This is a genomic window from Flavobacterium sp. CFS9 (assembly GCF_041154745.1).
Classification (GTDB): Bacteria; Bacteroidota; Bacteroidia; order Flavobacteriales; family Flavobacteriaceae; genus Flavobacterium.
In genome coordinates, this window is record NZ_AP031573.1 from 5,246,008 (window position 1) to 5,259,393 (window position 13,386).

At 37.5% G+C, this 13,386-nt stretch carries 3 protein-coding genes; all 3 read right to left on the reverse strand.

Annotated features, from left to right (window positions below):
• Position 1 precedes the first annotated feature (1 nt).
• The 3 genes from ACAM30_RS21585 to ACAM30_RS21595 are packed head-to-tail and all read right to left on the reverse strand — an operon-like array spanning position 2 to position 13,376.
• Positions 2 to 11,026 (reverse strand): amino acid adenylation domain-containing protein, encoded by an 11,025-nt coding sequence (locus ACAM30_RS21585; protein ID WP_369616571.1) that lies wholly within the window; start codon positions 11,024 to 11,026, stop codon positions 2 to 4.
• Positions 11,026 to 12,303 (reverse strand): KamA family radical SAM protein, encoded by a 1,278-nt coding sequence (locus ACAM30_RS21590; RefSeq protein ID WP_369616572.1) that lies wholly within the window; start codon positions 12,301 to 12,303, stop codon positions 11,026 to 11,028. The genes ACAM30_RS21585 and ACAM30_RS21590 overlap by 1 nt, the downstream gene beginning before the upstream one ends.
• Positions 12,303 to 13,376: an amidinotransferase gene (locus ACAM30_RS21595; RefSeq protein ID WP_369616573.1), complete on the reverse strand. Its 1,074-nt coding sequence runs from the start codon at positions 13,374 to 13,376 to the stop codon at positions 12,303 to 12,305. The genes ACAM30_RS21590 and ACAM30_RS21595 overlap by 1 nt, the downstream gene beginning before the upstream one ends.
• Positions 13,377 to 13,386: the final 10 nt, after the last annotated feature.

Sequence of the window (13,386 nt, forward strand, 5' to 3'; positions counted from 1 at the left end):
TTTATTTTTCTATTTGATTTGTTATAATTTGGGTGTTTCTTTCTACTTTTTCTTTTTGAAGTATTTCGTAATGATCCCCTTCAAGCCTGGTCACCTTTATTTTACTTTTGATTAAGGCTTGCCAAATACTGTGTTTCTCGATGTTGGAATTTTCACTAAGGAAAACATGGGTTGGAATATTAATCATTTTATTTCCTGATATAAACGAAGTGACTTCGGCATATTTCCATATTCGTTCTTCAATTATTTTCCTTTCATCGGGGTTAAATTTATTCAGCTGATCTAATTCTAAGAATGCATCAACGTCGGCATCTTTATAAGTAGTCGCTTTTTTGTTGACTTTGACCGTCTGAGGCGGCGGCACAATATCCAATACGATAAACTTATTGACCACTTTATAATCTTCGAGTTTTTTGAGCAGTTCATAAGCAAATAAACCTCCGGCTGAATAGCCCAGCAGGTCAAGCTCGCCTTCAATTCCGCTGTTCATTATCATTGCTATAGCGCTGTCTACGATGTCATTTAGACTGTTATGCATTTCTTTATAGGAATCTAAAAAAGAAAAATCAAGTGCATAAACATTATAATGATCAAGGTGTTTTGACAACTCTAAGAAGTCTAATGCCGTGGTACTGATAGACGGTATGCACACCATATTCTTTGTTCTTCCACTGCTGAGTTTGTGCAGATAGATACCGGCCTCTTTATTCTTTGCATTTTTGTCGATATAGGCCGATATGCTATAAATGGATTGGCGATTGAACACTTCTACTATCGGGAATTTTATACCGAACTCTTTTTCGATTTTAGAAATCAGCTGAATCATATTGATAGAATGTCCTCCATATTCAAAAAAACTGGAATGAATTTGGACTTCTTTCTCTAAAATTTCCGTAAAGAAGCTTTTTATGGTTTGCTGTGTTGCTGTCAATTTGGTTTCGGGCAACAGGAAATCATTATTGAGCTTCAATTTGTTTAATTTATTCTTGTCTACTTTTCCATTATCGTTCAGTGGTATTTTATTTAGAACAATAAATTTTCGGGGAACCATGTATTGCGGCAAATACACAGACAAATGCATTCTGATTGCATGATCATTCAAGTAATTCCCGGTCGATTGTTCGTTAAGCAAATAGGAATAATCTGTTAGAGAAAAAGCACCTTCTCTTTCCGTTGAAGATTTGACGCTGATCAGATTAGAATATCCAAAATGATGACAAACCTCGGTGTAGCACTTTAAAATATCTTCCTCTTTCAGTGTGCTGAATGTCGAATGCGTCGAAGTATTCAGAATGGCTATGGCGTTGTATTGTGTTTCCTCTACCCTGCGCAATAAAATACTCAGATCATCAGAAGCACCATCCGCGTCCGGCAGAAAAACAGGAACAGCCGTTACACAACAGATTGTTTTACCACTTTCGTCATTAATCATGATTTGCAGATCGGGATAATCATAAAGTATCTGATCAAAATCTTTAAAAGATTGAAGAAGCAATGGCTCAATAGATGCTGTTTTTGAGAGGCTGAGGAAATCTTCCCGTATCATTTCATTTTGATGCAGGGTAATCCAAGTGTACATTTTGCCGTCATCAGCAACAAAACTGTTGATTCCCTTTTCAGGTTCAATAAAAGCGATTAATTGTTCGTAAGATGCTTGTTTGTTTAAAATTACCGCAACATTAAAAATAGCATTATGATTCAGAAGTACCGATTCTATTTCATCAATCTCAATCCTGTTACCATTCAATTTTACCTGATTGTCCAGTCGTCCGTATACTATTAAGTTACCGGCTTCATCATAAATACCCTTATCTCCTGTTTTGTAAAGCGTTGCGCTCAATCCGTCCTGAAAAGGATTATGTACAAAAGCTTTTTCTGTTTGTGCAGGATTGTTCAGATAATCGGCTGCTACTCCTATTGATGAGATATACAATTCGCCCGGAACACCAAGAGGACATATTTTCATCTTTTGATCCAGAACATAAATTCTGGTATTGGCAACCGGCTTGCCTACGGGTACAAACTGATCTGTTCCCACGGTACTTGCAGAACAATCAAATCGGGTAGAATCTACAGTGGTTTCAGTTGGTCCATAACAGTTAAACAATTTACAATCCAAGACATTAAAAAATCGGTTTCTTAATGAAGTCTGCAATAAAGCGCCACCTACAGCTATTCTCTTTAGACTTTGAAGATTTGAAATTTCGTTTCTTTCAAGGCCGTCGACAATTGATTCTAATAACAAAGGTACCGACTGCATGTGAGTAATCTTATGATTCTCAATATGACTTTCGTATGCTTTTATACTTTTTTCATCATCATCTTTCATCACGACTATTTTTGCACCTACGGCTAATGGCCACAAAAAGTCCATAATTGAGGCATCAAAAACTACAGGCGTGTGAAATAAAACACTCTCATTTTCACTGAAATTAAAAGCCTCTGTGGTAGATTTTACAATATTGATTATACCCACATGTTTGATATTAATCCCTTTAGGTTTTCCTGTTGATCCTGAAGTAAATATCGTATAAGCCAGATCCTGATTTTCTACCTGTACTTTTGGAGCATTTTCAGAAAACCCGGAAATATCTGTTGTATTCAGATCAATGAGCATTTTCGAAAAAGAGGAATCCATAAATGCCTGAGACAAACATTCCGTCGTAGTCACTATCGTTTCAATTTCTGCCTGACTAATAATTTCTTCGATACGCTGTACAGGATAATCTTTACCCAGCGGTACATAAATTGCACCTGCTTTAAGTATTCCCAACACAGTCGCTACAAATTCTGTAGACCTCTGCATCAGCACTCCGACTCTGTCTTTTTTCTTAGTACCGTTTTCGATCAGGCAATGCGAAATTTTATTGGCAAGAGCATTGATTTGAGCATAAGTAAGCTGTTGTTTATTGTCGACTATTGCGACATTTTCAGGATACTTTGCTACAGTTTCTTCAATCAGGTTATGAATACCGAAATCTTCAATAGTGAAAACATTTGTATTCTGAGTAAAATCATCAATGATAATTTTCTCTTCGTCCAGCAATATGTCATAATCTCCAATATTCTGGTCAGGAGTTTCCATACACTGGCGAATCAGCTGCTCGTATCGCGTAAGGAAATTTTGTGCTGTCGATTCTTTAAACAAATCCGTATTGTATCGTAACGAATACCACATATAGTGTTTGGAGTGATCTACCTGAAGGGTGAAATCAAAAACAGACGTATGGTTTATCTTTAAATCGTACTGGCCAGTGATATCATTGATGGTGATACCATCAAAATTTCTTTCAGTCAATTCGGTGTCATCGTTTTGCACACCAAAAAATACGGACATCACTTTTTGTCTTGAAAAATCTGTAGTCGGATTTAATTCTTCGATAATCTTGTTAAACGGATACAGATGGTTCTCATAAGCATCCAGTGAACTCTTCTTGGAATGCTCCATTAATTTTCTAAAAGACCAGTTTTCGTCTACCGTGCATCGTATTGGTATCCCTGATGCAAACAGGCCAATAATATCTTCCAGATTTTCCTTATCTCTGTTCCATATAGGAGTTCCTACGACAAAATCGTCCTGGTTCGTTAATCTGTACAATAACAAATTCAATACAGAAATTAAAAAGATCTGATAAGTAACTCCATTCTGATTACAGAAATCGCTTATTTTCTGTTTGAAATCTAAATCAACCGATTTGAAAATAAAATCTCCATTAAAAGAGTGCACCAATGGTCTTGGAAAATCTGTTGGCAGCTCAAGCGGCTCTGGTATTGTTTTATATTTTTCCAGCCAATATTGTCTCTGCGACTCTAATTGTCCTGTATCGATAAGGGTGTTAATCCATTCGGTGTAATCGATATAATTTACCTTTAATTCCGGAAGCTCAAAATCGCCTTTGGCTATAAAATTATTGTAGCCCTGAGTTAGTTCCTTATGGAAAATAAACGTTGATATCTGATCCCAGACAATATGGTGCGTCTCTAATGTAAAAATATATTTTTCATCAGCGAGCCTGATCAGTTTGGTCGTACATATTGGCGGTTTGGATAAATCGAAAACAGTATTGCTGTATTTTTTTATGAGTTCCTGTACCTTACTTTCCTGCTGTGACTCTTGTCTGATATCGATCAGAAAGTCAGACAGATTAAGTTCAACATTTTCTCTGAGAAGCTGATAAGGTCTGCCATCATCTTCAATTAATGCTGTTCTGAATATATCGTGTCTGCCATACAGATGTACTATGGTTTGGTAAAATGCCTCAATATTCAGATCACCAGTGAATTCAAGTATAAATCCAATGTTGTAAAATGTACTGTTAGGATTAAATTTTTGCAGGTACCATTCGGCAAACTGAACAGGTGATATTTTATACCGGCTCTTTCTGCTTTTTTTCCCCGGATTTGGCAATACCAGATTGAGCATTTCTTTTTTATGAAAGTCAACCCTTTTTGCAAAATCTTCCAGAATTGGATATTCAAAAAGGTCCTTTAACGGAATATCCACCTGAAATTCTTTTTTGACTTTGGTAATAATCTGAATCGCTGAAATAGAATGCCCGCCATTCTCGAAAAAATTATCATTTATTCCCAGCGTATCTCTTCCTAATGTGTCGCTCCAAAATTGAAGAATCTTTTCTTCATAGGTATTTGAAGGAAGGGCTATTGCTTTTTCCGGATTACTTTTCGAATCGCACTTTGTTAAAAGCTGGACACGATCAATTTTCCCGTTAGAAGTGACCGGAAAACTCTGCACCACAAACAGCTTTGAAGGAACCATATAATCAGGCACACTTTGTGCAAGGCGCTTTCTGATTTTTTCAGTTTCCACTTCTACATCTTCAGTTGCCGGGGAATTACTTAGAATGACAAAGGCTACAAGATAGTTTTGTTCCTTGTTTTTGTTCAAAAGCACTACAGCTTCTTTGACCTCTGCAATTTGTAATATTTTATTCTCTATTTCACCTAATTCGATCCTCCTGCCGTTGATCTTAACCTGAAAATCTCTTCTGCCAAAAAATTCGATATTTCCATCCGGCAAGTACCTTCCGATATCTCCTGTTCTGTACATAGGAACTTTTAAAGACTGAAAAGGATCGTCCAAAAACACCTCACTTGTTTTTTGAGGGTTATTAAGATATCCATATCCGACTCCGGGACCTGAAACTACAATCTCTCCCCTCACTCCTATCGGAACTTGTTTAAACGAATCGTCGATGATGTAGATCCTGAAATTCTGTAAAGTTTTTCCAATCAATATATTTGGCCCCTGAGGGCAGTCTTTCATCATATAATGCGTAATATCATCAGAAGTTTCTGTTGGCCCGTATGCATTGACAATCGGGATATTCGGAAAGGCCTCAAACCACTTGCTGATAAGGGCATGATGTACCGTTTCGCCGGTAACTAACAGATATTTCAACGATTCCAGCTCCCTAAAGCCATTGTTTTCTGCCGAATTATATAACAGTGACATATAGGAAGGCACCACTTCAAGAATGCTTACCTGATCTGAAGTTAAATGATCCAGTAAATTTTCCGGATTCGTTATCGTATCATCATCATAAATGACGATTGATCCTCCCTGAACCAGAGCAGCAAAAAACTGCCATATTGAAATATCAAATCCTTGTGAAGCATTTTGCGCCACTATACTATCAGTGGTTATTTCCAGGTCACTGATTTTGGCATATATATGGTTCATCATCCCCAAATGATGCAAAATTGCGCCTTTGGGTTCACCTGTTGAGCCGGAAGTGTAAATGATATAAGCAGCCTCGTCTAGCTTTGATAAATCAGAATAAATGTTGTTGCTTTTTCTAAGGGAACGCTTGTCATACTGATACCTTTTTTGTACACCTTCTGTAATGTTCTTTTGAGATTTATCTAAAGAAATTAAGGTATCATAGCGAAAAGAAAACAATTCATTCTCAATACTTCCAATTTTATCGGTATGCAATACCTGGCTAATGAAATCGTATTTAAACTTTAAATCATCGAAGAAAGATCTTTCAACAAAAAACTCTTCATCCCATTCCAGTTTCACTTTTTCATTACTATTGGCTTCTTTAAAATTCTGCAAGGAAGATATCAGACTTTCTTTCTTATCGTTGTCCATGATATCTCCAATGAAAATTTTCCCATTGTCTCCTAATAAGGCAAAACATTTTTCTAATACATCCAGGAGATAGTTATAGCCATGAAAATTCTGTATCACGCTATTGATGACAATCAGATCGAAATCACCTGTATGGATTTGATCAATTTCATGAGCAAAAAGATTGTGCTGATGAATATTATCAATTCCTAATTCCTTAATCGTTGCTTCGTTATTTTTTAAGACGTTTGCCGATAAATCTACTCCATGATATTCCATAACCAAAGGAGCAATGGCAAACATGGTAATTCCCGAACTACACCCTATTTCTAATACTTTAGATTGTGCATTTATTTCCTGGCTTATCTTAAATCGGGCATTTTCACGATACTCGTTCATCTCTTCCCGGCTGAAAGGTTTACCGGTATAACTATTGAGCCATCCTCCAGCCGTGATATCATCAGTAGAACGCTCGGCTACATACTCCCAAAGGTCTTTGCTCATAGAAGCATTTTTGGATTCCGCTTCCAGAAAGATATTTTCACTGTTGACACAAAAGATGCTTTTAAGGCCAGGACAATCCCACTGCAATAACATCGCTTCTTTTATATAATTCTTATCGATAACAAGCATCTCCAGACCGGCATCGTTGATCAGTTTCTTTATACGCTGATAAGGGTAAGTTGGGTCAAAGGGCAGATAGGTCATACCTGCTTTCCATATTCCTGTAATTGTTTTTACAATTTCAGGAGAGCGCTGCATCAAAACACCTATAAGCTTGTTATGGGTATTCAAAGACAGAAAATCTGCTATCTGACTGCTTTCCTCCTCAAGTTCTCCGTAGGTAGTCTGCGTGCCATTGTACAGAATCGCACATACATCAGGAGTTACTTGTGAATGCTCCTTTATATAGTCAGGGATTGTTCTTTGAGGAATAAACTGATCTGTATCATGAAATTGGCTGATGAGTTTTCTGTCTTCTTCAATCAGCAAATCATAGTCGCTAAAGCTTTTGTCCGAATCAGTTCCAAGCTGATCCAACAAATAATTAAAATGTTTGAATAAACGCTCAATAACCTCAGAATCATAAACGTCCGTATTATATCTGGCATTAAAAACAATTTCTCCGTTCGCTTGTTCTACCAGCATGATGTTGAGATCACAAATCGCTGTTTTATTATCTGCTTTTATCACATTCACTTCAACTGATTCTGCACTCAGATTATCATCCGAAGAAATGGTATTGGCATAATTCTGAGTCTCAATTAAAACATCAAAAACCGGAGAACGGCCTAAATCTCTCTTAATATTAATATCATTGATTAACTCATCAAAAGGATAATCTTTATGTTCAAAGGCTTCAATTATATTATTTTTTGTCAGATCGATAAGGTCTGAAAATTTACCGCCCGGATCAAATTGTGTCCTAATAACCAAAGTATTAATATAAAATCCGATTTGATCTTGTAACGATAATTTTTCCCTGTTTGCAATAACAGTTCCCAGTACGATGTCGGTGTTTCCGGTATACTTATAAAATATATAATTAAAAACAGACATTGCGGTCATGAAAAGCGTCGCATTATAGTCTTTGCCCAGCGTCTGCAGGTTTTTTGTAGTGTTTGACGGAAGCGTGTAAACCACGTAGGTTCCATTATAAGTCTGCGTTTTCGGACGCTCGCGGAAGGATGGCAGATCGATTTTCAAAAGATTTCCATCGAGTTTCTGGCTCCAATACACTCTTTCTTTCAAATCGATAGTACTATTTTCCCATTCCGCATAATCCTTGTTCTGAATCTCCAGAGGAGCAATATTTGCCGGAATCTGAGCAGAAAAAGCATTATAATACGATAAAATATCTTTCATTATTATTTTGAGAGACCAGGAATCGGATATAATATGATGCATGCAGATGAGCAGTAAATAATCGTCATCTGCCTTTTTCAAAAGACTTAGCTGTATCAGCGGTCCTTTTTCTAAATCAAATTTATGCTGAATGAAATCCTCTATGTAGCTATTGATCACTACATCAACATTGTTTGTTTTGCTATAATCTAAATATTCCAGGGCTGCAAACTCCGGACTGAATGGCAAGATGTCCTGCACGATTTCGTCATCCAAAAGAACGAACGCTGTTCTCAGTATTTCATGTCTTTCAATTAAAGCGGCACAAGCTTTTTTTAAGTAATCAATATCCAGTTTCCCTTTCAGTTCAGCAGCAACCGGGACATTATAGGCTACGGATGCCTCATCAAATTTGCTTAAAGACCAGAGACGTTTTTGAGAACTGGTTGTTTTATAATATTTTTTCTCTGAAACCTTTGGAATTTCAGCATAGGCGGAATCCAAATTATTCTCCTGTATATACGAGGCGAGCAATCTGATGGTAAAATATTTAAAGATGTCCTTGATCTCGATTTTGATACTCAACTTTTTATGCAAAAGCGAGATCAGCGAAACAGCATTTAAAGAATGTCCTCCTATGTCAAAAAAAACATCATTAACCCCAACCTTTTCCAAATTAAGCAGTTCTTGCCAAATCAGGGTAATTTTTCGTTCTAAGTCGGTATCCGGAGCTGCATATTCTGAAGCAAAACTATCTTTTACATTGATGTTCTTTGGAAGCTTTGCAGTATCGATTTTTTCATTTGCTGTTAAAGGAAAGCTGTCCAGGAAGAAAAAATAGTCCGGCATGTAATAGTCCGGTAATTTTGTTTTCAATTCTTCTTTGATCGCTCCAGCACTAATGGGTTTGCTATTGTTTTTGGGAACGATGTAACAAACCAGATAATCATTTTCTGTTTTTGGATCCTGAATAACCGTCACAAAAGCCTGACTTACTTCATCCAGTTTTAAAATTTGATACTCAATATCGGCACTTTCGATCCTTATACCTCTAACTTTTAACTGATTGTCTTTTCTTCCTATAAATTCTAAATTCCCGTCCGGCTGCCATCTTGCGAAATCGCCGGTTTTGTAAAATCTGGTAGTACCAAAATTTTCAATGGTCACAAACTTTTGCGCATTCAGTTCTTCAGCATTATAGTATCCCTCTGAAACATAAATACCGGCTGTATAAAGTTCGCCAATCATTCCCATTGGTGTAAACTTTTTATGCTTATTGAGTAAGTAGATTTGGGCATTTTCAATTGGTTTTCCTACCGGAACCTTTTTAAGCTCCGACGGAAATGCAGAACAATCATAGTAAGTCACATCAACCGTTACTTCTGTTGCGCCCCACGTATTTATTAATCTTGTGCCATTTGTGGCAAACAAAGTATCGTTAAATGTATTGACAACTCTGGACGAAAGCGCTTCAGCCCCCGTAAATACCCATCTTAAGGTTGCCAATTTTTCAACATGATTTTCAAACGTATTGATATAATCCAAAAAAACAGAAAGCATGGATGGAACAAAATCAATAGTGGTTACTTTATACCGGCTTACTGCATCAAGAATAGCTTCGGGATTTTTCTCTTCACTATTGGGTAAAAAATAAATTTTTGCTCCTGAAGCCACACCACGAAACATTTCACAAATGGAAGGGTCAAAGGACAGAGGTGTTTTCTGAATGGTTACATCGTTGTCAGTAAGATTGTAGTGCTGTGTTAACCAGCTCATTCTGGAAACAAAAGATTCATGTAAAATAAGTACTGCTTTCGGGCTGCCCGTTGAGCCGGAAGTAAACATAAGATATGCCGGATCTTTTGGGCCCGCTACAGGTTTAGTATTGGTAACAGGATAATGATCCAGATCCAAATGATCCAGATCCACTACTGTTCTGTTTTCATCAGCTACAGCATCACTAAAGGAAGCTTTTGAAATTATTATAGGAACGTTCACTTCTGCAAGCATCAAATCAATCCTCTCGGCAGGAAGTGTCGTATCGATCATGAAAAATGTCCCGCCCGCCTTTAATATTGCCAATATCGAGATGATGAGATCATTCGATCTTTCTAAATAGATTCCGATTACAGCATTTTTAGTCTCCTTTTTTTCCAATAGATAATGTGCCAACCGGTTGCTCTTTTCATTTACCTCATTATACGTAAGCTGGCCTTCGCAATCGATTGAAAATAAATTATCAGGATTACTATGGGCTTGCATTTCAAAAACAGCATGAATCGTATCAGCCGAAAGGGCCGATAAACTTGCAGGTGGATTCAATCCTTCTTTGTAATATTTTATTTCACTGTCAGAAAACAGGCTGATATCCTGAAGAGTAATTTCAGGGTTGCCTATTGCCAGCCTTGTTACCTTTAAAAAATGAGTCCCCATCTGCTCCAAATAGATGCCTGGTACAACAGCTGGGTTCGCTTCTATTTTACCCTGAAGCACATTGCCTGCTTTTTCAAATGTAAAAACGATATCATTACCAGTCGCTTCAGCTGAATTATGGATCGGCTCAAAAACATGCCACACGTTTGACAGATCGTTGCTGTTACCACTGATTTTTTCGGCTAAAACATTCCGGGGATAATCCTGATTCTCATAAGACATCTCAACAGTCTCACTCAACTGCATTACAAACTCTTTAAAAGAATTTGAAGAATCAATTTCTCCGGATATATAAACCGAATCGTTGAGTGTTTCTTCATCGGCATTTTCTTTTAAAACTGACGAAATTGTAGTGATTGTATCCTGATCCAGATAATTGTAAAGCATAATTTTCAGGACAGCATCCAATATGACATAAACAGACAGATCATTTCCACGAGCTAAGGAAAAAATCTTGTCACTGATTTGCTCATCAATACTGAAAATGTATTCCTCTTTCTCAAAATCATCAGAAACTGTGGCATTATTATTAAATACTAAGTTCGTTTTCTCTGCTATTTGAGCGATTCTTTCGGACCAATATTTTTCTTGTTTAAGGAACTTTGCGGATGTAAGAGTTAAAACGGTGTCTAAAGTTGTATTGGTATTATCCATTAGTCTTCTCTTTTTGAGTTTCTAAAATTTTGTGGCATTATAAATTTTTCATTGCCCTGAATCAAATCCAGAACTGATATGTCTTTGCCTTTCCTGTTGCCGGAAATAATTTCATGATCCGTTTCATGGTCCGAATCTGTATACACGGTAATAAAACCTTCATAATTTCTTAAAACAACTTTGTTTGGGGACTGACTTAAAACATAGTTTGGAGCCAGCGGAATTTTACCACCTCCATAAGGTGCGTCAATTACAAAAGTTGGAATTGCATATCCGGAAATATGTCCTCTTAGTCCTTCCATAATCTCGATACCTTTGGATATAGGAGTCCGAAAATGGCCTGCTCCTTTTACTAAATCACATTGATACAGATAATAAGGTCTTACCCGCATCTTTACTAAATCTGTACAAAGCTTACGCTGTATTTCAACGGTGTCATTTATCCCTTTTAGCAATACTGCCTGGTTGCCTAAAGGAATTCCGGCTTTCAACAACTTTTCACAAGCCTGTTGTAACTCCGGAGTAATTTCTTTAGGATGATTCACGTGAATGTTCAGCCAAAAAGGATGGTATTTTTCTACCATATCGCAAAACTCCTGAGTTATAATACTAGGGTTGAATACCGGTGTTCTCGTACCGAGCCTGATAATTTCGAGATGCGGAATTTCTCTTAATCGCATTAAGATCGATTCCAGTCTTTTAATTGGCAGCAGTAAAGGATCGCCCCCCGAAAGCAGTACGTCCCGGATTTGCGGATTGTTGCTTATGTATTCAATCTGATTGTCAAAATCCGTGGAGTTATAATTTTTAGAGTTGTCACCTACCAACCTGCTTCTGGTACAATACCTGCAATAGGATGCACATTGGGTAGTGATCAGCATTAAAACGCGATCCGGATACCGATGCACTATACCATTCACCGGTGAATACTCGTCTTCGCTTAAAGAATCTTCGTTCATCCCTGTAAAATCATACATTTCCTTCTCTGTCGGTAAAACCTGTCTCCTTATTGGACAGTTAAAATCGTCTTTATCAACAAGACTCAAAAAATATGGAGTGATGTCAACTCTAAACAAAGAATTGTGATTTAAGGCGTTAGCTTCGGTCGGCGTAAGATTGATAATTCTTGATATTTCTTCAAAACTATTCAGTCTGTTGCTTAGCTGCCATTTCCAGTCATTCCATTTCTCATCAGGAACATCATTCCATTCCGGATGCCGATACGACTGGACAACAGATTTCTTTTCTTCGGTACTAAATGTTAGTTCATCTTGCATTAAAAGTATGATTTAAGTTCACCTGTTCTTCGTATATCCAATGTTGCACAGTGAAATCCTCCACCAAAAGTGTTGAAATTGTAAAAACTGCACGGTATCGGTTTCATCCCAAATTTTTTCAGTGCTTCGATGGTTGGTTTTTCGTTTTTCTCCACCAGAATTCTTTCACTGTCGATCATAAAGGTGTTCATGGTAAGCCATTTGCTGCTCATATACAAAACCTGACTGTCCGGCATAACTGGTGCGGGGGCTTTAAGAATGTCCCAGCTTTTGAACATCTCGGGAATTTTGTTCATCCTGTCAGGATGGATCAGCAATTTCCCAGGTGCCAACGGTACAAAAGTGGTGTCAATATGCATTGGGTGCCTGTCATTACAATCTATTTTATGAATTGTATAGTCATCCCCAATGTGCTGCTGAAGCCACTTAATCCCTGCATCATTGGTTACATGGCTTTTAAGCACGAAAATGTCTTTACCACATTTGGTAAAATCAGCGGCGTCAAATACCGGTTCAAAATCATTTATAACATAATTGATAGGGTCATTGCCGCTTCCTTCCTGATAATTATAATCATAAAGTTCATCCAGCAATTGCGGCTTTGGAGCTGCCGACCATTTTGCTCCCTTATTAAAATATTCTTTTATCAGTGGTCGGAAAGAATTCACTTCATGATGTCTTGATCTCCAAGGCATCGGAGCTTCAATAATGTTCTCACCTATAACCAATAAGACATCACGTGGCATCGCACTATATAACCCGCCTTCACTTTTCCAGTCGGGAGTGCTGTAAGGTCTGTTAAAATCTACCGGATCCGGTCTCCTAACGATTACTCCCTCCTGTTCCAATATATGGGCCAGGTTGTCCAGTTCTAGCTGTGCAGCTTTTATCTGTTCGGCAGGGAATAATTTTCCACCATTTTTTTTATAAAAATCCCAGTGGTTTTCAGGCATTGTTGCTTTTAGGGTAACATGCCAGGGCGGTACTGATGCACCTTCCATTGTTCCAACGATTACTTCTTCTAACGGGTCCCATTCATTGTAAGAGCTTACAATAGGTTTTGTTTGCGACATCTTTTTTACT